Genomic DNA, 21,945 nt, shown 5'->3' with positions numbered 1-21,945 from the left:
CCGCTGAATTACCCAAGGTCCCCGCCGCCCACCGGCAGCACCGCGCCAGTGATGTAGCTGGCGTCGTCAGAGGCCATGAACAAGATCGGAGCTGCCTGCTCTTCCAGCGTGCCGTACCGCTTGAAGAGGGTGCTTTCGGTGGTCTGTTCCACGATCTGCTGGTACCACGTCTCTTCCTGGGCGGACTGCGCGTTCGGGTTGCGCGGGACCTTCCGCGGCGGAGCTTCGGTGCCGCCGGGCGCGGTGGCCACTACCCGGATGCCCTTCGGAGCGGCTTCGAACGCCAGCGACGCGGTCAGAGCGTTGACCCCACCCTTGGACGACGCGTATGGAACGCGATTGATGCTTCGGGTGGCTATCGAGGAGACGTTCACGATGACCCCGGCCGTCCGTTCGACCATGTGCGGCAGCACTGCGCGGCAGCACCACAGCGTGGGGAAGAGGGAGCGCCGCACTTCGGCCTCGATCTCGTCCTCCTCGTAGTGCTCGTAGGGCTTGGTCCAGATCGTACCGCCGACATTGTTGATCAGGATGTCGATGCGTCCGAACTCTGCCACGGCGTAGGCCATCAGCTTCACGGCGCCCGCATAAGTTTCCAGATCGCAAAGGAAGTATCGTGCGGGTGCATCACTGGCCGTCAGCTCAGCACACACTTCAATGACCAGCTCGGACCGGTCCGCCAGCACTAGGGTGCCTCCCTCGGCCGCAATCTTACGGGCGACGACGGCACCAATCCCTTGGGCAGCGCCGGTCACCACAACAACCTTGTCGGTAAAACGCATTGCTGTGCGTCCTCTCTTATTGGGATTTTTCAGCCGTTGAGGCCAGTTCGATATCTGCGTAGCTGCCCCCGCGTCAGCTGATGGCTTCACGTTCCCGTGGCGCCGGCTCCGTCGAAGCAATCTCGGCTTTAACTGTCGAGCTTCGCACCATCAGGGTGGCCAGTCCGGCCAGAACCAGGGGTACCGCGAGTGCCATGAAGTAGCCGGAGACGCCCAGTCCCGTGAGAATGAGCCCGCCGAGGGCGGAGCCCACGATGGAACCGAGGCGGCCAATTCCGATGCCCCAGCCGGTAGCCGTGGCACGAAGTTGAGTGGGGTAGGCGTTGGCGATCAGGTAGTTCAGGGCCAACTGCTGGCCGCCAATGCCAAAGCCGGCCAGCCCGATAAGCACGAAGACCAGCGCAAAGTTGGAGCCGGCCAGGCCCAGGCCCAGCGCGATGACGATCCCCGCCGCAAACATGACCAGCAGCAATTTTCTGGGGTTGACCTTGGGCAGGATGATGGACAGAGGGATGGCGAAGAGGATAAAGGCGCCGTTGACGGTTACGGTTCCCATCGCGGCCTGCGAGCCGGCCAGCCCCAACATCTTGAGCGCGGTTGGCATCCAGAGCAGCAGCAGGAACCACGCGATCCAATTGAGCAGGTAGGTGGCGAAGACCGCGATGGTGACCATCCGGTACTTAGCGGAGAAAAGTGCGGCGACGGAGCTGCGCTCATGCATTTTGTCGTTGGTTGCGAGCACGGCGTCCGGGCTGACTGGGCTCCCGGAAATTGAGGCCATGATCTGACGCGCCTGTGCGTCGGCTGCGGAGGTGCCCTTGGCCGCCAGGAAGATCGGCGATTCGGAGAGAATCTTGCTGCAGACCAAAACCATGGCAAGTGGCAGCACGCCGCCGGCCAGGAAGATGCCACGCCAGCCCATCACTGGCAGCCATGCCGCCGCCATAAGCCCACCGAGTAGCGCGCCACCGGGCAGGCCAAGCAACACCAATGTCATGAACGTGCCGCGGCGCGATTTGGGGCTGTACTCGGCGGTCAGTGCCAGCAGCGCCGGGGTGGCCCCGCCCATGCCGAGGCCAATGAGGAAGCGCAGAATGACTATCTGCTCCAGGGATTGAGCAAAAGCACCGGCAAGGGAGAACACACCAAAAAGGGCCAGTGCGAGCAGGATGGTCTTCTTCCGACCGATCCTGTCCCCGAAGGTGCCAAGGGACATTGCGCCCACGCACATGCCAACGGTGCTGGCGGTGATCACCCAGGTCATGTCAGTGGCCTGCAGGCCGAAGTCTTCGGCGATTGCCGGTCCGATGAATGCAATCGACTGGGTGTCGAATCCGTCCAGCAGTGCGATCACGAAACAGAGGACGACGATGGACCATCGTTTGATTCCCATGGGCGTGTTGTCGATAACGTCCTGGACGTTATAGGCGAGTTTAGTCACCGGTAACTCACTTTCGTGTGATGTTCTGACCCGACCGATCCGGGGGCCGGGCGGCAGCGGCCACTTCATTTTGGGCACGCGGCATTACGGCGGGTGGTGGGATGATATTGGGGTTCAGCGCCGGGGCCGGGCGGCTCCGGCCCCGGCGCTGAAAAAGGGGGGTTTAGCCCCGGGGATCGAGCACGAAGTTGTAGGTGACTTCGCGGCCCTTGCCGTCGGCGCGCTCGGTGGGGGCCAGGACGAGTTCGGGCTTCACGGCCGAGGCGATGTCGTCGGCGACGTGCTCGTCGCCTTCGAAGTAGAGCTGGGTGGTGATGAGCTCGTGCTTCGGGGCCGAAACCTTCAGGTGCAGGTGGGCCGGCCGCCAGGCGTGCCAGCCGGCCGCGGCGATGAGGGCACCGCAGGCACCGTCGGTGGGGATCTGGTACGGCGCGGGCTGCATGGTGTTGATCTGGAAGTTGCCCTGAGCGTCGGCGATGATGGAGCCGCGGAGGTTCCATTCGGGCAGTCCGGGGGCGAACTGGGAGTAGAAACCGAGGTCATCGGCGTGCCAGAGTTCGATCAGTGCTCCGGCGAGCGGCTGGCCGGCGACGTTCGTGACCTGGCCCTGGAACAGCAGCGGTGTGCCGGGTTCGTCGTCGCGCATCGGCAGGGTGGCCGGGGTGTTGAGCGTGGGGGCGCTCGGGATGTAGTACGGTCCCTCGATGCTGCCCTTGGAACCGTGGCGGCTGGAGTTGGCGACCTCCTCGACGGAGTGCTCCACCCATACGTCCAGGAACAGCGGCCACTCCCCGTCCTCGCCGACCTGGATGAGCCAGGCCTTGAAAGCGTTGTATTCGTCGTAGGTGACCTTCTCGTCCAGGACGGTGTCGTTGATCGCCTTGATGACGCGGCCGGCAAGCGTGCTGACCCGCTCCTGGCCGGTGCCGGCGGCGAGGTGCTTGTTCTCCCGGAAGCGGGCGGTTGCCCCTGCGCCCGAGGAAGCTGCTGTGGCTTCGGTTTCCATTGTCATGGTGACTCCCTTGTCAAAAAAGAACGATGGTAAAAACGGTCGGCGGTTCCGGAGTGGCAAATTTCGCTCAGTGCCGTGCCGCACATCACAACCGGTGTTGATTCAACGGTAGGCCCGTAATTGATCGAGGGGAAATACCTATTTCCGGCCCATTGAAAGCTTTTGGATATGAATGTTCGAGCGAGGGGCCGGGCTATTCCACAGCGGACGGGTGCATGGCCAGCGGCGTCACCTTGATGTCCATGTAGGGGAAGAGCGGCAGTCCGGAGAGCAGGGTGTGCAACTCGTCGTTGTCCGCGACGTCGAACACCGAGTAGTTGGAGTATTCGCCCACGACCCGCCACAAATGCGCCCAGCGTCCGTCGCGCTGCAGCTGCTGGGAATACTCCCGCTCTTCCGCCTTGACGGCGTCGGCGCGTTCCTTGGGCATGTCCAGCGGAATATTGACGTCCATGCGGACCAGGTACAGCATGTGGTTCTCCTTGCGGGGTGGGGAGCGGTATGCGGGCGTTCTGAGGGCAGGATGCGGGGCCGGGCCGGCCTAGTCCTGTCGGTATATCTGCAGCTTGTCGGCGTCGATGGCCGCGCCGACGCCGGGGACCTCGCGGACCCGGATGGCGCCGTCGTTGATTTCGAGCGGCTCCGCGAGCAAGTCGTCCGTCATGTCGAGGTAGTTGGAGAGCTCCCCGGCCCGCCGGGAGCTGGCCTCGAACGCCGCACCAAAGGTGACCGTGGCGAGGCTGCCGATCTGGGTGTCGATCTGGTTGCCCATCGTGACGTCCACGCCGAGGCCCACGCAGAGGCCGAGGATCTGCTGGGCTTCGGTGAAACCGCTGCGCGCAGTCTTAATGCAGATCGCGGTGCTGCCGCCGGAAAGCAATTCGCGGGAGACATCGCCCAGGGTGGGGACACTTTCGTCGCCCACGATCGGGATGCTCGAGCTCTGCACCAGCCGGCGCCGGCCCATCGCCTCGCCGGCATCGCACGGCTCCTCCAGCATGGAAAGACCCAGGCCCTCGGTCCTGCGCAGGACCTCCATGGCCTCGTTCGCCGTCCAGCCACGGTTGGCGTCGAGGTAGATCTCGGCGTCCTCGCCAAGGCCCTCCCGCAAAACATGGCAGGCCTCGACGTCGAGGGAGAGGGGCCGCCGCCCGGTCTTGAGCTTGAAGGTGTTGATGCCGTACTTTTCACGGAACCGCAGCGCTTCTTCCAGAAGCTCGGCGGCGGGCTTGAAGCCCAACATGTGCGAGACCCGCATGCTGTCGGTGAAGCCGCCCAGCAGTTTGTGCACCGGGGTGCCCAGCGAGATCCCGATGACATCCCAGAGCGCGATGTCCAGGGCCCCCTTGGCCGTGGGGTTGTTGACCGTGCGCCGGAGCAGCTGCTGGACCTTGGAGCGGTCCAGCGGGTCCAGCCCGATGAGTTGCGGGGCAAAGACCTTGGTCACCACCGAGACGATCGAATCCTGGGTTTCGCCGTAGGTGTAGGGCCGCGGCGGGGTGTCCGCGATACCGCAGATGCCGGTGTCCGTGTAGATCCGGACCAGCACGTGTTCCGCGGAAGTCACCTCGCCGCTGGCGAACTTCAGCGGCCGCGCGTAAGGAATGGCGTAGGGAATGGCCTCAATGCGGTCAATTTTCACGGGGTGGTTCCTTTGTTGCGGATGCGGGTTGTGACTGTGGCAGGGACTGGGCCGGCGACTCCGCGGGGCGAAGCGGGGGCTGTTGCTGGCCAGGGCCCGATGTGGGAGGTAAATCGAAGAGCTGCAAGAAGCTGCGCAGCAGGGGTGTCTCAGCGTCGCGGATCCAGGCAACGGCGAGGTCGACCGGCGGCGGGTTATGCAACGGACGGAAGACGACACCCTGAAAGGAAAACATCCGGGAAGTCATCGGCACTAGGGCGATCCCCATCCCCGCCGCGACGAGCGAGAGCAGGGTGGAGGTTTCCCTGGCCTCCTGGACGAGCCGCGGCTGGAACCCGGCTTTGCGGCAGGCATCCACGACGATGCTGCTGACCGCGGAGTAGCTCGGATAACCGACGAAGTCCCGGCCGGCGAGCTCCGCCAGTTCCAGGGTGCCCTTTTCCGCCAGCGGCGAATCCGCCGGGAGTGCCGCGACCAGCTGATCCTGTTCGAGCAGTTTGAGGGCCACAGTTCCGGAGCGGACTGGGGGTCGGAGGACGGCGACGTCGAGCCTTCCGTCCTCGAGTGCGGACTCCATCTGCGGCGTCAGCATTTCGCCCTGAACGGTGATGCGGAGCCCGGGAAAAGTGCGTCGGGCGGCCTGGACGATGCTGGGCATCAGCCGGTAGGTGGCTGTTCCGGTGAAGCCGACGCGGAGGACGCCAGTGGCACCTGCGCCGACCTGCCGGACGTCCTCCTCCAGAGCTTCCAGTTCCTGCATCAGCAGCCGTCCTCGATCCAACAGGACCTGTCCGGCTGGGGTGAGATCCACCTTGCGCGTAGTGCGCAGCAGCAAGGGTGTGCCGAGCTGTTCCTCCAGCTGCCGGATCTGTTGGGACAACGGCGGCTGGGCCATGTGCAGCCGCTGGGCTGCGCGGCCGAAGTGACGTTCCTCGGCCACTGCAATGAAGTACTTGAGGTGGCGCGTCTCCATAAGAAGCTCCCGGGCAGCTCGAAGCAGGCGATATGCCGTACTCCGACCAGCTTAGGAGGGCGGATTAGTTAGGGGAAATACCTATTTCGGAGCTATTGGGACGTTTCGCATACCAATCTCCGCCTGTGGGCGGCCGGGCGCGGACAGGCAGGCCAGCGGCAAGGAGGGTTACCTTGTTCGAAAGGCAAGCTGGCCAAGATGTCGGCCCAGCCGAAGTGCTTGAAGACATAGCCGCCCGGCGATGGCGCGGTGACGACCCGGTAGATGAAGTCTGCAAGGAAGATCACGCTGAAAACGGCGTTCATCACCGTGATCACGGTGTCGAGCGATTTGCCCCCTTGTTGCCTCACATGAAAACCTCCGAGCGGCAGCTGTCACGCGGGCAGCAACCATAACCCACGCTCCGGGCACCGCTTCGGCTGGTGACCGCACTCACCGACCCACTGTTGAAATCAGGCGGACTGGTACTTGGACCAACGTGGACGGGATCGCGGTTTGCGTGGATCGTGACTCAGCTCGGAGAGGGTCATGCTCAGGACCCTGTTGTGTAAGTTGAACATGCGCCATGATTGGCACCTGGAGTTCACCGAGGATGGCGGCCGCTACAAGCGCTGCAGGCGTTGCGGTAAGGACGACGACCGTGGCGGTGGCGGGACCGGCGCGAGTGGCGCTTGGGCTGGCATTGCCGGGATGGGATAAGCCCGCAAGCCAGGCGGTCTCCGGCCAAGGCCGCCGGGTTCACAACGGGAGGGGCTCCACCCGGGCCCGGCTCCCCGATCTGTTCACTGGCAGAGGCGGTCGAGGGTTTCCTGGGCGGCCTGTTCCATCTGCGTCTGGAGCAGGTCGACGCGGCGTGCAGTTGCAGGGTCCTGCCAAGGCCGCGGCGGCATTGTCATGGTCATCGTGACCTGGCTGCCGCCGTCGGCGCTCGTGATGGAAATACTGAGGTAGCCGAATCCGCCCCCTAGATGGCCGTAGCGGAAGTCGCTGGAACACGCGTCAGGATACCGCCCCAGGCCGAGCCCGTAGTCCGCGAAGCCGGCCTTCTTCTTCATTTCCTCAAGCATGGCGGGGGACAGGAGCTGGCCGCGCAGGAGGGCCCGGTAGAAGGTGTTGACGTCCTGCGTTGTGGAGATGACGCCGCCTGCGGGGGAGCCGACCCAAACCTCGGGCTGGGTGAGATCGACCCGTTCGCCGCCATCAATGACGTAGGCGTGGATGTTGTCCGGAGCCTGCCGGTCCGGTTCGGCCAGCGACGTGTGCTGAAGTCCCAGAGGGCCGAAGATGTCTTCATTGAGCACGTCGGCAACGGGCCGTCCGCGCAGCTTTTCGATCAGCTGGCCGAGAGCCATGTAATTGGAGCTCGAGTAAGAAAAGCGATCCACGTTCTTGGACTCCCAGGGGAGCGTGGCGGCCAGTTCGAGTGCCCGCTGCATGCTGAGCCGTGTGTTCGCAACCTGCTTCAGTGGTCCCGCAGAGTATTCGGAATCCACGTAATCGGGCATGCCGGAGTTATGGTTCAGCAACTGGCGCACGGTGATCGGTCCGGGCGGCCGCAGCGTGGTCCGGAAACTCTCCAGGACACCGTTCACCGGATCATCGAGCCCGATAAGTCCCTGGTCGACGAGTTTCAAGACGGAGACGGCGACCATCGACTTCGTAATGCTGGCCACGGATACCCGGTCCTGGGGCCGGGCCGGGTCCTTGCTGTCCAGGTTTCGCACCCCGTAGGCCTTGGACCATTCGCCGCCCGGCCATCTCACCTGCACAACCAAGGACGTCGCCCCGCCCTCCATGAAGTGCCGGACCCGGCCTTCCAGAGAATCCGTCGCGGCCTGGATCGCTTCCTGGGTCACTGCCTGGGTCGCGAAGAGGCTCGACGGAGCCGGCCCGGGAGGGGCCCCCACGCAGCCGCTCACAGGGAGAACCAAAGCCGCGGAGAAAACTGCGGCACCGAGCGGACAAAAACGCGTCCGCCACCGAGCAGCCAGGGCACCCATGACATCGTTGTACGCTCAAATCTGTCCAGTGGATAGGCCGGGCCCGTAAAGTCCCGCCGCACAGCCCGCCGACCAGTGGAAAGAGCAATCTCCTCCCGCCTGGAGCGGCAGGGGAGCCTCGACGCCCGATGACCACGAAACTCAGCACCCAGCGCCGATGGCCGCTAAGGGTTCCACAAAAGGAACGGCGAACCGCCCATTCCAAGCTGTGATTTAACCGCCACTCCCAACGAACAGTTACAGACTTTGGCACAGGCGTTTGAGCTGCTACTTTGATGCGCGCCTGGATCTCGATAAAGCGTCCCGCTTCGGTATGGCGGGGGAGTGGCTGATGGGGCCCGAGGCGGCGTTCGTTGGTTGTCGCCGTGGGTTGCCAGCTGCCGCGGTAGCAGGTTGGCTCCGTCCGGGCGAGCTCACCCGTGCGGGAGACAGGGCGGTGGATGGTCTGGCGGGTGATGCCGAGTTCGGTGCAGAGTTCGCTGACTTTGGTTTCGGGTTTGCCCATTGACGCCATCGCGAGGAGGAGCTTGGATGGGGTCATCTTGTAGGGGCGGCCGCCGCGGGCCCGCGCGGAGGCCAGTCCTGTGATGGTTCGTTCTGAGATGAGTTCGCGTTCGAACTCGGCCAGGCCCGCGAAGATCCCGAAGACCAGCTTCCCGGAAGCGGTCGTGGTGTCGATGGCTGCTCTCTGGCCGGTGAGGACTTTCAGTCCGCGGCTCCCTGCCGTCATAACGGCCATCGCCCGCCCAGATGAGCTCCTCGCCGTCGATCACGCACCCGGGCGGGACCTGCTCCGCAAGGGCAGCAGCCAGGTCAGGGCACCACAGGGTCAGGTCTTTGCCCTGACAGGGCACAGCGTCACGCCCGTCTCCGCGACCACTGCAGATACCCGAAAGCCGTCCCACTTGGGCTCATACCCGGAGCCGCCGGGAAGCACGTCCGGGCCGGGGACTCGGTTCACGGGTTTGGCCATGCTCAGGGAAGGCACGCGAAGGTCCGCCGGCCGGAGCTCTGACATGGCGGGCCGGGGAGATCAGTAGGGGCTCGAGAAGACCGGGGCCTGGGCGGCGCCCCGAGTGTCAGTGTCGCGTACCGCTGTCGCCGTCACGGCATCGGGGTCCGAGAAGACCACACGATGGGTTTGAGCGGTCACGGTTTCGTCTGTCGCGTGAAAGGCCGGCGCTTCGGTGGTCGTCGTCATAGCCATCATTTGTACGGCATGACCGGCCGAAGGTGCCAGTCGACGCGCCTGTCCGCGGGCCGCTGAGGTTCTACGTCCGCGGCATGAGGGTGAAGAACGACTTCGGATCGTCCGAGCCGAGAAGGTCGCGGTGGAAGGAGATGGCATCGACCGGGAAGGAGTTCACGAACAGGACGGCCACTGTCGCGGAATGCACGACGGTGTACCGGGTCACTGATTCGAGCCATGACATCAGTCCGGTGTAGTCCTCAACGAGGAGTCCGTCGCCCAGGAGGCCGCGTTTCGCGAGTAACTCCTCGACTGCGTGCCACTCCCAATCCATGAGCTCATTGATCGCTGCTTCCACTGTTGGAGTGCTCATATCTCGATGGTGGCACCGGCCATCGACAATCAGAGGAACTTGCGCCGCGCGTGTCGTCATGCCGGCCGATCCATGCCTCAGCCCTGCTGCCTTTTGGTCCTTCGGCGGTCTTCCCGGGACGACCCGACGGGCCACTGGTGCGACCACATTGACTGCTGGGATGTCGTCCAGACCGGCTTTGTGTAGGCGGATTGCCCGCCGGTGGGATTCGATGCACTTTGGGCTTAGGACTGGGTCGTACCGGTGCCGGATCAGACCGGATTCCGTATGTTTCCGCGGGGGAGCGAATGCGGTTCGAGTCCCACCTCGGGCACAGTATTTCCCTGTCCAGGGGCTTGTGGGCCTCTGAATGTGTACAAATCTCTTTTTATGGGCCCCTGCGGGGCCCATATTTGTTGGTGGCGGCTGGTCTGCGGCTCCTTTTCTTGGCTTGGACAGCGCTGTTGCTGCTTACGCGTTCATGGCCGGGAGCGCCTGGAACGGCCTGACTTGCTGCGACTTGGGATCACTCGGGCCTCGTTCCTTGCTGTTTGTGCCGGACGTGGTTGGCCTTGTACCTGTTCATCTCCCGGAGTTGTGGTGATGACATGACCTGCGGGATGTTTCTGGGAGATTTTCTGGTCCTCGATTCGTTCCTTTTCTTGGCCGGGGAGAGGTGAGCGGGCGTTTGTGCGGCAAAGGTTGTGTGGACATTGTCCACGCCGATGTAACGTGATGCCGTAGAACACCGGTGACCTCCTGCCCTGGTCCAGGCGAGAGCCGGAAAGGAGAAGCGATGAACACCCCTCCATACCTGCGCTGGGACGAATCAGGCCAGCAGCAGCTCCTCGCCCGGGCTGAAGCGCTGCTCCAGCGGCGAAGCCGGTGCCTGCTCGGAATTGCCGGGGCGCCCGGGGCCGGAAAATCCACCATCTCCGAATGGCTGCTGGAGCGCCTGCTCACCGACCATCCCCGGCAGGTCGCCCTGGTCCCCATGGACGGATATCACCTGGCGCAGTCGCTGCTCGTGGCCCGCGGGCTTGAGCACCGCAAGGGCGCTCCGGACACCTTCGACGGTGCCGGCTTCGTCGCGTTGCTCCGCCGGCTGCGCTCAGATATCTCGCGGGAGATCTTCGCACCGGTGTTCCGCCGCGAAGTCAACGACGCGATCGCCGGGGCCATCGCCGTCCCGCCGGAAACACGCCTGATCATCACCGAGGGCAACTACCTGCTCTTGGACGAGGCCCCCTGGAACGAGGTCGCATCCCTCCTGGATGAAACCTGGTTCGTGGAACTCGACCAGGGCGAACGCCTGCGCCGGCTCACCGCCCGGCACCTGAGGTTCGACAACGACCCCGCCATCGCCGAATGGCGCGCAACCGGCAATGACGAACGCAATGCCCGCCTGGTAGCACCAGGAAGCCTCCGGAGCACGCTTGTCATCAAGCACACACACGCGACCGTCCCGGCACCCGGCCACGAATAAGCGGCCAGAAACCGAGCCGCCGGCTTCACGGCGCCCCGGCATTATTCCCTGCCTGGGACACAAGTGCCCGACGAGGCTCATCGATAGTGTTCACGTAACCTGCCGTCGTAGCCGCTTCTGAGTGGCCGCTCGTCATAATCTCCGATATCGGCGTTGGAATCAGTTGAGTGCAGCCGATCTGCGGCCACGAGCAGAATCACCGAGACCCGAGTTTAAATCGACGGGTTTGCCTTCATCGGTCCTAACGGTCCCGGACCGTAGTCGGTCCAGAACTCCAGTCGCGTCATGATCCGAGTATCTCCCTGCGGCGACCGGCCTTTGGGATCAGCCGCCTCCACGCAACGGCTGATCCCAACGCTACGCCTTTGGTATGGCCAGGGTCGCTGCCCAGCGCTGGCCCACAGCCGATTCGATGCCTACCGAATAGGACTTGAGGTGGCTGACCTCGAATTGGTTTTCCGAAGGAACCACATCGTTTTGATTGCAGGGCAGCGGGAACTTACCTACGCCATCGACGTTTATGAGTACTTCCCCCGGGCCAAAGCACGTCAAATAAACCTTGATGAACTTAGATTCCACGCTGAATTGACCAAGGCTCATCGTTGCAGTCTGGTTGTCCAGCGATCCGACCACTTTTTCGCCGCTGGGAATGTGGTGGTTCACGGTCGTCGGAGAAGTTACTGACTCGGGCGGCGTGCTCGACGGACTTGCCGTAGCTGTGGCAGTACCGGGGGGCGGCGGCGGCACGGCGTCGCATCCCACCAGGGCAAGGCACACTGCAGCAAGCCCGGCCCCGGCCAGCATCATCCCCGCTGATCTATCAGCCATTCCAAGTCTTCCACCCGATGCTGGTGGGAGCATCCAGCGTCCCCGTCCCAATAGTCGAACTAACGCAATTGGTGTTGTATTTCCAAGTGCGGATGTTTACCTTCCATTTGCTGGTTCCGATTTGCGCGTAGCCGGTCCGCAAAGCCGGCACGGTGTATTGGACCGACATTGAGGTCGTATAGGAAGCGGAGGCCGTGATGCTGCCGGACACCTGTGCCTTAGCAGTCGCGATTCCACCGCTCACGCCGCCTTCAATATAACCGCCCACTGTCGCTCCTATCGTGCCAGACAAGGTATTCGTAAACGTGACAGTGTTCGCATAGCTCGTCCCGTTAATGGCGTGGTACACCGGGCCGATGGCCTGATAGTAGTTTTGCTTGGACGTGACCGTCTTGTAGACCGTCGAGCTGTCACATAGCCCCTGTGGACTAACCACCCCCCCCTGTGTCCGGGGCAGCCTGGGCCGGAGATGCAAGGGTCATCAGCCCCGTTACGAGAATGCCAGCTAGTGTCGCACCAAGAATCTTCTTCAATTGAATCCCCCAATTTCAGTACTCCGCTAGCTGACATCAGGGCGCACAGCGAAGTGAAGTGAAATAGTCCCCCAATGATCGCTGGGCTGAAGCGTCGCTGCCCCGACCAGCTGATGGCCCGACTCTATGGGACCGCGACTGCAGCAGCAATATGTAAAACAAATTGAATTATTACAGTCTGGTAAAGACATTCAGGCCGGCGCCACGCCGGAAATGAAGTTTGCCTGCACGGTTCCGTTTGGCAGGCTTGGGGTCAATCAGGCCAGGCCTCAGTAAATGGACAGTAATGGCACACCATAGCTCAAGGGGCTGCCGGCTTAGCTTTGGCCTGTCCCGACTCGGAAGATGCGGTCACTCAGGTCGCTGTGGAGGACGTGGAACTGTCCACCGTTGCCGTTGACCGTTCCGTCCGTCATGTAAAACCCCCGTCCGGCGTCCGGGCCTCCGGTAGCTCTGTCGATGACGGCGATCAGATGCCGGCCAAGATGTCCCTTCGGCCCCAGGACGGTGATCTCCTCGAGTTCTTCTGCCGTCAGTCCTGCCAGCACCGCACTAATTTCAGCCACGCCCTCCGGGTTACCCATGCCCGTGTTGGCCTGAATGCACAGGCTAGGGCACGTGGACCACCGCAGCAAGGATAGGGGGTTCTCCTCCTCTGCTGCGGCGATGGTGCGCTGTTCCAGTTCGCGCATTCTGGCAAGCTGCTCGCCAATTCGGCTGGCTACCATCAGGCCGGTACGCATCGCCCCGTCCACGGCATCTTCCATTCCGTCTGCTTCGCCCCGGACCACGCTGGTCCGGGGCGTTTCCATGTGATCGAAAGGCAGCCGGGCAGGTACCGTCGCGTCCCTTGAAGGCATCGTGGCCAATTGGTGCAACGCTCTGGACCATGCAGCGGCAGCGCTGAATGACGTGGCGTCCCCGGCTGTGATGCGGGTGTGAGGCAGGGAAGGTGTTCCAACCAGTGAAAGTCCAGGTGGGACTGCAAGGCGGGACATCCTAGGGTTGAAATTCCTCTACTCCCGCAGACCGGGTAGTCAATGCCAGCAACGGACGGAGCCCCATTGGTTGACACTGCAGCCGAGCAGGTTCGGCAAGTAGCATCTCCCGCAGCCATCACACCGGTCATTCCGGGTTTCCACCCTGACCCCACAATCTGTCGGGTCGGCTTCGACTATTTCCTGGCAACGTCGAGCTTTGAGTACTTCCCCGGAGCGCCGATCTTCCACAGCCGGGACCTCGTAACTTGGGATCAGATCGGGAACATCCTCACCCGGCGGAGCCAGTTCGCTGTTGGGGACGGGCGTCCTTCAGGCGGGATCTTCGGCTCAACGCTCAGGCATCACAACGGTGAATTCTGGTTCGTCACCACGAACATGAGCGACTTCGGTGGCGGTCATTTGCTGTTGCGGTCCAAGGAGGCTGCCGGCCCGTGGAGTGACCCGGTACAGATACCGGGAACGCTGGGCATCGACCCGGATATCGCGTGGGACAGCGACGGAAGTTGTTACCTCACCTGGGTGGGGTTCGGCCCCGGCGAGCATGAGTCCGGTATCGTCCAGGCGCGGCTGGATCCCGACGCTGGCCGCCTCTTGGAATCTCCCAGGAAGGTGTGGCAGGGAACAGGGCTGGCCTACCCGGAGGGGCCGCACCTGTATGAGGCGGGCGGCTGCTGGTATCTGGTTTTGGCCGAAGGCGGCACGGAACGCGGTCATGCCGTCTCTGTCAGCCGTGGCAGCAGTCCCGCAGGTCCTTTCGAACCGCATCCGAACAACCCCATCCTCAGTCATCGCAGCATGGCGGCGCCCGTCCAGAGTGTCGGCCACGCGGACCTGGTCGAAACGGTCGATGGTGATTGGGCCGCGGTCTATCTCGGTGTTCGTCCCCGAGGCGTTGTTCCTGGCTTTCACGTCCTGGGTCGAGAAACTTATGTTGCGGGTATCTCCTGGGACCAGGGTTGGCCGCGGTTCGATGAGGACCGTTATCAGGTTCCCGTCGTCGGGTCTTCGTTTATTGATGATTTCTCCTCCGACAGCCTTCACCCGCGGTGGATTTCACCCGGCCAGGACCCCGCTTCGTTTACGGCCGCAACCCCCGAAGGTCTCCTTATCGGGCAGAGCCAGACGGGCAGCGTTCCCATCTTGGCAACCAGGGTCCTCGGACACGTTTGGGCTGCACGCGCGTCGGTTCTTCTCTCGGGTGACGAGGCGGTCAGGTTCCTCCTGAGGATGGACGACTTCCATTGGTATGGCATCGAAGCCTCCGGACGCCAAATCCGGGTCGTGGCCCAGATCGGACCCCTTCAGCAGGTGGTAGCGACAGCGGAAATCGACCCAGCACCTGGACCATTTCAGCTGGAAATCGCATGCAACGACTCACCCTTGGCGGGCCAACCGGGCATAAATACTGGGCCGGACGAAGTCACATTGGGCTTTCGAGAGCACGGCGAGCTGACGACGCTCGCGCGGATGGACGGCCGGTGTCTGTCCACAGAGGTCGCCGGCGGGTTCACCGGCCGCGTTGTCGGACTGGCGGCAACCAGCGGCAGCATTATCATCGAACGGTTCGAATACAACCATCACGATTAGCGCCGCTCGAGTTCGTCCATCCCTGAGAGTCTCCGGCCCCATTTAGGGCACGATTGCGCCCTCCCAGCCAGTGCGGGAGCTCCACAGTCGGGGAGGAATGCGTGCGAACCCTAAACGCCGGCTTCGACGGCTCGTCAAACAGTGGAATGTGAATGACTGCTGGTCGCATTCGTGGACTCATCGCACGAGGGATGCTGCGCGGCTGACCGCCGGCGGTTCTCCAGGATCAGTGGCAGAAGGGCCGCAGGGGAGGCAGCAACGGCGGCGGCCTGCGAGGCTTCCTCGGCCTCGCCGTATCCCCAGAGTGCGAATATTGTGGGGATTCCGTGTATAGCTGCTCCCGCGACGTCGTAGCTTCGGTCTCCGACCATTGCGGGACTGGAGATGTCTACGCCTGTGGAATGGAGCCGAAGCAGCAATTCGGCGATGACGTCTGCCTTGCTCGCTCTTCCCTCACTATCTGACGCTCCGCATACGGTGATGAAGTGGCAATCAATTCCGAACATTCGTGCCAGTCTTTTTGCTTGATCTTCAACCTTGGATGTGGCTACGGCCATCGGAATGCCGGCCGAATGTAGGCGTTCGAGTAGATCGATGATCCCGTCGTAGGGGCTGGACTGTTCGGCGCCATGATCGGCGTACGCTTTGCGATAATGTTGGAGGGCCTTTTGGGCCGTCTTTTCGTCCAGTTGTGAGACTGTTCTGAAGGACTCGATCATGGGCGGACCAACGAATCGGCGCAGTATGTCCATGCTGGGGACCGGCGCGCCCACAGCTGCCAATGCCTGTGCAGCACTTGTTGTAACGCCCGGCGCTGAATCCAGGAGCGTGCCGTCCATGTCGAACAAGATGCAGCTAATGCCAGTGAGAGACGGCCGGGCTTGATGAAGTGTCATTTTTTCGAGGCTTTCGGTCTTGAAGTTGTTTCCGTTCCGGTTGGGTCCGGGGGATTATTGCTGTGAAGGGCAGGCATGGATCGAGTGAGTCTTGATCAGATTGATCAGAGGATTCTTGCGGAGCTTACGAAGAACGCTCGCATGAGCCATGCAGAGCTGGCGACCAAAGTCCTCCTTTCGAGGAACGCTGTGCGCCAGCGCATCGAGCGGATGGAACGGCAAGGGTATATCCAGGGGTACACGATTGTTGCCGGCCCTCCGGGCCAGGGCCCGGTGTCCGCCTTCCTGATGGTTTACAGGAAGGACCGGGTTCGGGGGGCGGACGTCATCTCCGTGTTGCGGTCGATTCCCGAGGTGGTTCTGTGCGATGTCGTGAGCGGTGACTTTGATCTTCTGGTGAGGCTCGAGGCCCGGTCGCTGGAGAGGGTGCAGGAGATCTGGGAGCAGATCGCTGCTATTCCCGGAGTCACGGACACGGTGACAGCCATGACGCTTTCCAGTTTCATCAGGCGGGGCGCCGGAGGTGCCCGCGCCACGGAGTGAAAGTGATCCCGCTGATGGTGAAGTTCTCCAAGGCCCGGGCGGTGTGTGCTCCCCAATAGGCTGTGGCCGGAAAAGGAACGCTCCCGAGCGAATCCGTCTCGATGCGGGTGGCCATGGTTTTCTGTCCTCCGTGTGGAAGTTTGGGTGGTGCGCAGTTTTGTGCCGGCTGCCCGGAGGAACTGGAGGGGCGCGGGCCCTCGGCCGCGCCCCTCCAGTTCGATCAGTTCTTGATGCAGATGACTTTGGGCTGGGTCATCTCCTCATACGCGAAATGGACGCCCTCCCTGCCCATGCTCCCGTACTTAGCCCCGCCGAATGGCATGCCGTCGAACCGGTAATCAGAGGAATCATTGATCATGACGCCGCCTGCTTCGAGCTGGCGGGCCGCATCCATGGCCCTGGCCAGGGAGTCGGTGAATATGCCCGCATGAAGACTGAACTCGATGGCATTGGCGACGTCGATGGCCTCTTCGAAGGTGTTGAATTTACGAAGCATGACCACAGGGCCGAAAACCTCCTCCCTCCACAGGCTGCTGTCCGCCGGGACGGCTTCCAGGACGGTCGGCTGAAGCACATTGCCGTCCGTGACGTTGCCTGAGAGCAGGACGGCGCCGGCGTCGAGGGCCACGTCCAGTTTGGACTGGAGCTCCTGCAATGCTGTGGGGCTGATCATGGGTCCGACATCCGTCTGTTCATCCATTGGATCCCCGGCAACCAACCGCGCCGTTGCCTCCAGGAAGCGCTGGCGGAACGCGCCGTACACTGGGGCGGCTACGAGGATCCGCTGCACCCCCACGCAGTTCTGGCCGGCAGCCCAAAACGCTCCGGAGACGCAGGATTCCACGGCCTTCTCGATGTGGGCATCGTCCAGGACGATCACGGGTGCGTTTCCGCCGAGATCCATGGAAAGCTTCTTCAGGCCTGCGGTGCGGGCGATACTCTCCCCAGTGGAGAACCCCCCGGTGAAGGACACCATTCGTACGTCCCGGGACCGAATGATTTTTTCGGCCACGTCCCGGTCGCCGTGAACAATCGTGAGGGCTTCCGGCGGGAGGCCGGAGCTCACGAGGGCGTCCGTGAGCAGCTGGGCTGACAGGGGAGTCAATGCAGAGGGTTTGAGGATCACGGCGTTTCCTCCGGCGATTGCCGGGCCGATCTTGTGTGCCACCAGGTTGAGGGGGTCGTTGAAAGGAGTGATCGCGGCAATGATGCCCAGTGGTTCGCGCGAGTACCAGCCGGTGCGGTCCTCTGAGCCCTCGTACGAGTCAAAGGGTATGACTTCGCCTGCGTTCCGGCGCGCTTCGGTAGCGGAGAGGCGGAGCGTGTTGACCGCGCGCATCACTTCCTTCCGTGCCTGGCGGATCGTTTTCCCGGCCTCGGACACAATCGTTTGCGCGAACTCCTCGCTGCGCTGCTCGATCTCCGTTGCGGCGCCGTCCAGTATCTTCCCGCGGGCGTTGCGGGACAGTGCCCGTGCCTTCCGGGCGCCGACGCGGGCCGTTTCGATCACGGCTTTGCCGGCGGTGGCCTCGGTCAGCGAAACCGCGCCGACCACTCTGCCGTCGTAGGGGCTCATCACGTCGCGGAACTGCGGCAGCGCCGTTTCCGTCGAGCACAGCGTTGATTCAGACATTTGCGGCTACTTCCGTCCTGGCTGCGTGCATTGCGATGATGTCAGAAAGCAGGGCGTAGGCGGTCTCCACACGGCCGGCTCCCGGTCCGGAGACGGTTACCGGGCCCAGAAGGTCGGTGTCGAAGGACACGGCATTGGTTGCGCCGGAAACGCCGGCCAGCCCATGGCCGAGGGGGAGCGCTACGGGGGAGACGCCTGCGGTCACTGACCCGTCCGGGTTCCGCCGCGCTGAACCCACGAGCTTCCAGCGGCGTCCCTCGCGGGTTGCCTTCTGGATATTCTCCGGCGTCACTGTCGAAATCCCCGCCCGCTGAACGTCCTTTAGTTCGATTCCTGCGTCGAGCAGCTCGTTGGCGAGGATCAGTACCTTGAGCTGAACGTCGTATCCCTCGATGTCTGCTGCGGGATTGGCTTCGGCGTAGCCGCGTTCCTGTGCCTCGCTGATGGCCTCTTCGAAGTCCAGTCCGGATTCCATCCGCCCGAGCACATAGTTGCTGGTGCCGTTGAGGATGCCTTCGAACCCGTTCAGCTTCAGCCCCGCGAACATTTTCTTGGCCAGACGGATGACAGGAGTGCCGCTCATGACGGCACCCTCGAATTCGAAGTGCACGCCGTTCTGTTCGGCCAGGGCGGTCAGTTCGGCGCCGCGGAGGGCAACCGGGCCCTTGTTCGTCGTGCAAACGCTCTTGCCGGATTCGAGGGCCCAGCGTACGTGCGAAACTGCTGGCTCGCCGTCGTCGGGATTCGTGAACGTGGCCTCGCAGATGATGTCGGCGGTGCAGTCACGGATAACTGATTCGTTATTAGTGTCCGCGGACCCGCCATGGGCGGCGAAGGTTTCGCTTCCACCGTCCAAATTGAGTGCGATGCCGAGGTCGATCCCCTCGGGCTGGACCAGCGAACCGAGACGCAGGTCGGTGATGGCGACGACACGCAGGCCGAAGCCCAGCTCGGAACGGAGTGTGTCACCGCGTGTTGCGACCAGTTCGGCCAGCGTCCTGTTGACGCCGCCGAAGCCGATCAGCGCAATGTCATAGGTGGTCATGGTGCTCCTTAAGTCAGATACATCGGTCCTCCAATGCTCACCGCATTCCATGTCCGTCAGCGCATGTCATTGTGACCGAACAGCAGGGCGAACTGACCATCTGTACGCCGATTCGGCAGCAGCGCCTCGAAGTAACTTAGGTGCAACATAAGCATGTTGAAATGTTTTTAATGACCCAAAGGCCGTTTTCGTGTTACTTTCATCACTACCGCCACTGCACAGCCCGAGGCGCCCTGTCCCCCAAGCCGGGGCGATGTGCGCATCTTTCGCATCAGACCTATCCACTCACCGGGGAGAAACCATGGAACCCTCATCACCTGTCCAGCTAGACACACAACCCACGTTGCCCCCGTCGACCGACTCCGGGCTCCGGCGGTCCATGGGGGCACGCCATCTGGTCATGATCGCCATGGGCGGGGTGATCGGCTCAGGGCTGTTCCTGAGCTCGGGCTACACCATTTCCCAGGCCGGACCGCTCGGCGCGGTCATCGCCTATCTGATCGGCGCCTTCGTTGTGTACTTGGTTATGGCCTGCCTCGGCGAGCTTGCCATCGCGTATCCGGTCTCAGGCGCCTTTCACATTTACGCGGCGAGGTCGATCGGGCCGGCCACAGGGTTCGCCACGGCCTGGCTCTACTGGCTCTGCTGGGCAGTGGCCATCGGATCGGAGTTCACTGCCTCCGGTCTCCTCATGCAGCGCTGGTTCCCGGATGTTGACGTCTGGGTCTGGTGCGTCATCTTCGCCTCGGTCCTCTTCGGATTCAATGCAGTTTCCTCGAAGTTCTTCGGCGAGTCCGAGTTCTGGTTTGCCATCGTCAAAGTCGGCGCCATCGTGGTCCTCATCGTTCTTGGTGGCGCGGCGTTGTTCGGCATCCACCCGCTCAGTGAGGGAGGCAGCCACCCGTTCATGTTTGAGAATTTCAACACCTCCAGCGGCCTCTTCCCCAACGGTTTCAGCGGCGTCCTCGTCACTGCACTTGCAGTGTTCTACGCCTTCTCCGGCTCGGAACTCATCGGTGTGGCAGCGGGCGAAACAGCTGACCCCGCCACCAGCATCCCCAAAGCGATGCGCAGCACAGTGATCCGCCTGCTGATCTTCTTCGTCGGGGCAATCGCTGTCATCGCAGCTACCATCCCTTTTGATCAGGTAGGCCTGGATGAAAGCCCGTTCGTGACTGTCTTCTCATCCATAGGCATTCCTTTTGCCGCCGACATCATGAACTTCGTCATCATCACCGCCCTCCTCTCCGCCGGAAACAGCGGCCTCTTCTCCTGCGCACGGATGCTCTACTCCCTTGCCGACGAGGGGCACGCCCCCCGGGCGCTGAAGAAACTGACCCGGGGCGGTATCCCCCTAATCGCGCTTTCAGTCAGCATGCTCGGAGGCCTTGCGTCGCTCATCAGCAGCGTCGTTGCGCCCGAAACGGTCTACCTGGCTCTCGTTTCAGTGGCAGGTTTCGCCGTCGTCGGGGTCTGGATGTCCATCACCGCCTCGCACTTCTTCCACAGGAGATCCTTTGTCAAGAACGGCGGCGATGTCGCCGCCCTTGCCTACAAGGCCCCGCTGTTCCCGCTGGTGCCCATCCTGGCCTTTTCGCTCTGCCTAATATCGCTCATCGGCATCGCCTTTGACCCGAATCAGGTGGCAGCCCTCTATTTCGGAATCTCTTTTGTTGGTGCCTGCTACGCCTTCTTCTACTTCAAATACGGGCGCAAGGCGCGCGCAGACCAGCTGTCCTGACGCCATCATCAACCATCGTCTTCTCAGCTTCGTGGCCGGGGTCTTTCTTTCCCGGCCACGAGGCTGTTCAAGGGATAAACCATGAACTCACAAGGCCTGATGCAACACGTGCGCAGTTCGGTCCAGGACGCCGGCAGCTGGCTGGAGATTGACGCCGCCGCTTTCGAATCAAACGTCCGGACCCTCCTGTCCATGATCGATGACCGCGCGCTGTTGTGCGCAGTGGTCAAGTCCCATGCCTACGGGCACGGAGCTGACCTCTTACTCCCGTCCCTTGTTCGTCTGGGCGTTCCATTCATCGGAGTAGGAAGCAACGAGGAGGCAGCCATTGCACGCCGCTGCGGTTTTGAGGGCCGGATCCTGCGTGTCCGTGCCGCGGCGCCGCAGGAGATCAGAGCAGGCCTGCGTCACGACATCGAGGAACTTGTCGCCGACCCGCAGAGCGCGTGGGAGATACACAAGATCGCTGCCGTGGCTGGGAAGGTGGTCCGCATCCACCTCGATATCAACTCTTCCGGGATCAGCAGGCACAGCCTCGACGTCTCATCCTCGCTTGGCCGGGCATCCGCGGTAGGAATCGTGAGCCACCCGGGGCTTCAACTGGCCGGGATCATGACGCATTTTCCCAAGGACGACGACGGCCATATCGAAACGACTCTTCTGCGGTTCCAAAGCCAGGCGTTGACACTGCTTCAATTGACCCGAACTCCCCGGGATGAAGTGCTGCTCCACTGCGCCAATTCATACGCCGCCCTGCACGTCCGCGGCTCGTGGCTGGACATGGTCCGTGCCGGGGCAGTCCTCTACGGCGATTCGGAACCTTCAACAGCGCACTTCCAACGGTGTTTGGCCTTCAAAGCCCGGATTGCGTCCATTAATAGCTATGCAGCAGGCACTAAGGTCGGCTATGGGCTCACCCACACCTTGGACCGCAACTCCAGGCTGGCTTCAGTGACAGCGGGTTACGGAGATGGCTACCGGCGGGCACTGGCCAGCCAAGGCAGCGTACTTGTCCGCGGCCGACGCGCTGCCATAGTCGACATCGTTTCGATGAATTCCATGGTTGTCGACGTCACCGACGTGGCGGGAGTTTCCCCTGGAGACGAAGTCGTGCTGTTCGGGCGGCAGGGACGGGCAGAAATCGCTCCCGCAGAACTGGAAGCAGCGAATTCAGCGATACTCGCTGACCTCTACACTGTGTGGGCGCAAGGAAACCGCGTCCTGGTCAACAATGAAGACATGTGAGAATAGGCGTAGTCAT

20 protein-coding genes and 2 pseudogenes are annotated in these 21,945 nt (G+C 62.6%); 5 read left to right on the top strand and 17 right to left on the bottom strand.

The annotated features are described in order from the left end of the window. Nucleotides 1–8: 8 nt before the first annotated feature. From AC1DKN_RS18850 to AC1DKN_RS18805, 10 genes and pseudogenes are all read right to left on the bottom strand, one after another. Complete coding sequence (locus AC1DKN_RS18850) at nucleotides 9–782, bottom strand: 1,6-dihydroxycyclohexa-2,4-diene-1-carboxylate dehydrogenase (RefSeq protein ID WP_476858157.1); 774 nt, start codon at nucleotides 780–782, stop codon at nucleotides 9–11. Between the two features lie 73 nt (nucleotides 783–855). After that, a complete protein-coding gene (locus tag AC1DKN_RS18845; protein ID WP_476872164.1) occupies nucleotides 856–2,292 on the bottom strand; it encodes an MFS transporter in 1,437 nt (478 codons plus the stop codon). A 94-nt stretch (nucleotides 2,293–2,386) separates the two neighbouring features. Continuing rightward, nucleotides 2,387–3,235, bottom strand: a complete 849-nt coding sequence (gene catA, locus AC1DKN_RS18840) for a catechol 1,2-dioxygenase (protein ID WP_476872163.1) — start codon at nucleotides 3,233–3,235, stop codon at nucleotides 2,387–2,389. Between the two features lie 193 nt (nucleotides 3,236–3,428). Then, the gene (gene catC, locus AC1DKN_RS18835) at nucleotides 3,429–3,707 is read right to left on the bottom strand and encodes a muconolactone Delta-isomerase (RefSeq protein ID WP_476872162.1); all 279 of its coding nucleotides are present in this window, start codon (nucleotides 3,705–3,707) and stop codon (nucleotides 3,429–3,431) included. A gap of 69 nt (nucleotides 3,708–3,776) precedes the next feature. Next, entirely contained in the window at nucleotides 3,777–4,877 is a 1,101-nt protein-coding gene (locus AC1DKN_RS18830; RefSeq protein ID WP_476872161.1) for a mandelate racemase/muconate lactonizing enzyme family protein, read from the bottom strand. Beyond that, nucleotides 4,867–5,850 (bottom strand): LysR substrate-binding domain-containing protein, encoded by a 984-nt coding sequence (locus AC1DKN_RS18825; protein WP_476872160.1) that lies wholly within the window; start codon nucleotides 5,848–5,850, stop codon nucleotides 4,867–4,869. The genes AC1DKN_RS18830 and AC1DKN_RS18825 overlap by 11 nt, the downstream gene beginning before the upstream one ends. A 92-nt stretch (nucleotides 5,851–5,942) precedes the next feature. Continuing rightward, nucleotides 5,943–6,200, bottom strand: coding sequence for a hypothetical protein (locus AC1DKN_RS18820; RefSeq protein ID WP_476872159.1), 258 nt, complete (start codon nucleotides 6,198–6,200; stop codon nucleotides 5,943–5,945). A 432-nt stretch (nucleotides 6,201–6,632) separates the two neighbouring features. Continuing rightward, nucleotides 6,633–7,706: a serine hydrolase domain-containing protein gene (locus AC1DKN_RS18815; protein ID WP_476872193.1), complete on the bottom strand. Its 1,074-nt coding sequence runs from the start codon at nucleotides 7,704–7,706 to the stop codon at nucleotides 6,633–6,635. A gap of 757 nt (nucleotides 7,707–8,463) precedes the next feature. Continuing rightward, nucleotides 8,464–8,580 (bottom strand): annotated as a pseudogene (locus AC1DKN_RS18810) (recombinase family protein); the annotation flags it as partial. A 541-nt stretch (nucleotides 8,581–9,121) separates the two neighbouring features. Beyond that, on the bottom strand, nucleotides 9,122–9,412 hold the full coding sequence (locus AC1DKN_RS18805; protein WP_476850848.1) for a hypothetical protein: 291 nt from the start codon (nucleotides 9,410–9,412) through the stop codon (nucleotides 9,122–9,124). A gap of 775 nt (nucleotides 9,413–10,187) precedes the next feature. Between AC1DKN_RS18805 and AC1DKN_RS18800 the strand changes: the two genes are divergently transcribed. After that, complete coding sequence (locus AC1DKN_RS18800; protein WP_476872158.1) at nucleotides 10,188–10,877, top strand: nucleoside/nucleotide kinase family protein; 690 nt, start codon at nucleotides 10,188–10,190, stop codon at nucleotides 10,875–10,877. Nucleotides 10,878–11,234: 357 nt separating this feature from the next. On the opposite strand, the gene AC1DKN_RS18795 is transcribed toward AC1DKN_RS18800, so the two are convergent. From AC1DKN_RS18795 to AC1DKN_RS18785, 3 genes are all read right to left on the bottom strand, one after another. Beyond that, nucleotides 11,235–11,705, bottom strand: coding sequence for a hypothetical protein (locus AC1DKN_RS18795; protein ID WP_476872157.1), 471 nt, complete (start codon nucleotides 11,703–11,705; stop codon nucleotides 11,235–11,237). After that, on the bottom strand, nucleotides 11,698–12,141 hold the full coding sequence (locus AC1DKN_RS18790) for a hypothetical protein (RefSeq protein WP_476872156.1): 444 nt from the start codon (nucleotides 12,139–12,141) through the stop codon (nucleotides 11,698–11,700). Before AC1DKN_RS18790 ends, AC1DKN_RS18795 begins: the two co-directional genes overlap by 8 nt. Nucleotides 12,142–12,555: 414 nt before the next feature. After that, on the bottom strand, nucleotides 12,556–13,005 hold the full coding sequence (locus AC1DKN_RS18785) for a hypothetical protein (RefSeq protein WP_476872155.1): 450 nt from the start codon (nucleotides 13,003–13,005) through the stop codon (nucleotides 12,556–12,558). 297 nt (nucleotides 13,006–13,302) lie between these two features. Here AC1DKN_RS18785 and AC1DKN_RS18780 point away from each other — a divergent pair, with 297 nt between their 5' ends. After that, a complete protein-coding gene (locus AC1DKN_RS18780) occupies nucleotides 13,303–14,826 on the top strand; it encodes a glycoside hydrolase family 43 protein (RefSeq protein WP_476872154.1) in 1,524 nt (507 codons plus the stop codon). Nucleotides 14,827–14,960: 134 nt separating this feature from the next. Here AC1DKN_RS18780 and AC1DKN_RS18775 read toward each other — a convergent pair whose 3' ends face one another. After that, complete coding sequence (locus AC1DKN_RS18775; RefSeq protein WP_476850816.1) at nucleotides 14,961–15,722, bottom strand: HAD hydrolase-like protein; 762 nt, start codon at nucleotides 15,720–15,722, stop codon at nucleotides 14,961–14,963. Nucleotides 15,723–15,797: 75 nt separating this feature from the next. On the opposite strand from AC1DKN_RS18775, the gene AC1DKN_RS18770 reads away from it, so the two are divergent. Continuing rightward, complete coding sequence (locus AC1DKN_RS18770) at nucleotides 15,798–16,265, top strand: Lrp/AsnC family transcriptional regulator (protein ID WP_476850815.1); 468 nt, start codon at nucleotides 15,798–15,800, stop codon at nucleotides 16,263–16,265. Nucleotides 16,266–16,275: 10 nt separating this feature from the next. Here the strand turns inward: AC1DKN_RS18770 and AC1DKN_RS18765 are convergent. The 3 genes and pseudogenes from AC1DKN_RS18765 to AC1DKN_RS18755 all read right to left on the bottom strand — a co-directional run. Continuing rightward, nucleotides 16,276–16,380 (bottom strand): annotated as a pseudogene (locus AC1DKN_RS18765) (lyase family protein); the annotation flags it as partial. 105 nt (nucleotides 16,381–16,485) lie between these two features. Then, a complete protein-coding gene (locus AC1DKN_RS18760; RefSeq protein WP_476872153.1) occupies nucleotides 16,486–17,898 on the bottom strand; it encodes an aldehyde dehydrogenase family protein in 1,413 nt (470 codons plus the stop codon). Then, nucleotides 17,891–18,943, bottom strand: a complete 1,053-nt coding sequence (locus tag AC1DKN_RS18755) for a homoserine dehydrogenase (protein ID WP_476860515.1) — start codon at nucleotides 18,941–18,943, stop codon at nucleotides 17,891–17,893. Before AC1DKN_RS18755 ends, AC1DKN_RS18760 begins: the two co-directional genes overlap by 8 nt. A 301-nt stretch (nucleotides 18,944–19,244) precedes the next feature. Between AC1DKN_RS18755 and AC1DKN_RS18750 the strand changes: the two genes are divergently transcribed. Then, a complete protein-coding gene (locus AC1DKN_RS18750) occupies nucleotides 19,245–20,684 on the top strand; it encodes an amino acid permease (protein WP_476850812.1) in 1,440 nt (479 codons plus the stop codon). 81 nt (nucleotides 20,685–20,765) lie between these two features. Next, a complete protein-coding gene (gene alr / locus AC1DKN_RS18745; RefSeq protein ID WP_476872152.1) occupies nucleotides 20,766–21,929 on the top strand; it encodes an alanine racemase in 1,164 nt (387 codons plus the stop codon). Nucleotides 21,930–21,945: the final 16 nt, after the last annotated feature.

Source organism: Arthrobacter sp. 01N444 (assembly GCF_056399305.1).
Note: the sequence above shows the minus strand (reverse complement) of the source record. Positions and strands in the feature narration are given on the sequence as shown.

Excerpts from the sequence above, each read along its gene's own strand:
- AC1DKN_RS18750 (WP_476850812.1), top strand. The coding sequence starts at position 19,245 with ATGGAACCCTCATCACCTGTCCAGCTAGACACACAACCCACGTTGCCC.
- AC1DKN_RS18755 (WP_476860515.1), bottom strand. The coding sequence starts at position 18,943 with ATGACCACCTATGACATTGCGCTGATCGGCTTCGGCGGCGTCAACAGG.
- AC1DKN_RS18850 (WP_476858157.1), bottom strand. The coding sequence starts at position 782 with ATGCGTTTTACCGACAAGGTTGTTGTGGTGACCGGCGCTGCCCAAGGG.
- AC1DKN_RS18760 (WP_476872153.1), bottom strand. The coding sequence starts at position 17,898 with ATGTCTGAATCAACGCTGTGCTCGACGGAAACGGCGCTGCCGCAGTTC.
- catC (WP_476872162.1), bottom strand. The coding sequence starts at position 3,707 with ATGCTGTACCTGGTCCGCATGGACGTCAATATTCCGCTGGACATGCCC.
- AC1DKN_RS18805 (WP_476850848.1), bottom strand. The coding sequence starts at position 9,412 with ATGAGCACTCCAACAGTGGAAGCAGCGATCAATGAGCTCATGGATTGG.
- AC1DKN_RS18770 (WP_476850815.1), top strand. The coding sequence starts at position 15,798 with ATGGATCGAGTGAGTCTTGATCAGATTGATCAGAGGATTCTTGCGGAG.
- AC1DKN_RS18775 (WP_476850816.1), bottom strand. The coding sequence starts at position 15,722 with ATGACACTTCATCAAGCCCGGCCGTCTCTCACTGGCATTAGCTGCATC.
- AC1DKN_RS18795 (WP_476872157.1), bottom strand. The coding sequence starts at position 11,705 with ATGGCTGATAGATCAGCGGGGATGATGCTGGCCGGGGCCGGGCTTGCT.
- alr (WP_476872152.1), top strand. The coding sequence starts at position 20,766 with ATGAACTCACAAGGCCTGATGCAACACGTGCGCAGTTCGGTCCAGGAC.
- AC1DKN_RS18845 (WP_476872164.1), bottom strand. The coding sequence starts at position 2,292 with ATGAAGTGGCCGCTGCCGCCCGGCCCCCGGATCGGTCGGGTCAGAACA.
- AC1DKN_RS18785 (WP_476872155.1), bottom strand. The coding sequence starts at position 13,005 with ATGGAAGATGCCGTGGACGGGGCGATGCGTACCGGCCTGATGGTAGCC.
- catA (WP_476872163.1), bottom strand. The coding sequence starts at position 3,235 with ATGACAATGGAAACCGAAGCCACAGCAGCTTCCTCGGGCGCAGGGGCA.
- AC1DKN_RS18800 (WP_476872158.1), top strand. The coding sequence starts at position 10,188 with ATGAACACCCCTCCATACCTGCGCTGGGACGAATCAGGCCAGCAGCAG.
- AC1DKN_RS18825 (WP_476872160.1), bottom strand. The coding sequence starts at position 5,850 with ATGGAGACGCGCCACCTCAAGTACTTCATTGCAGTGGCCGAGGAACGT.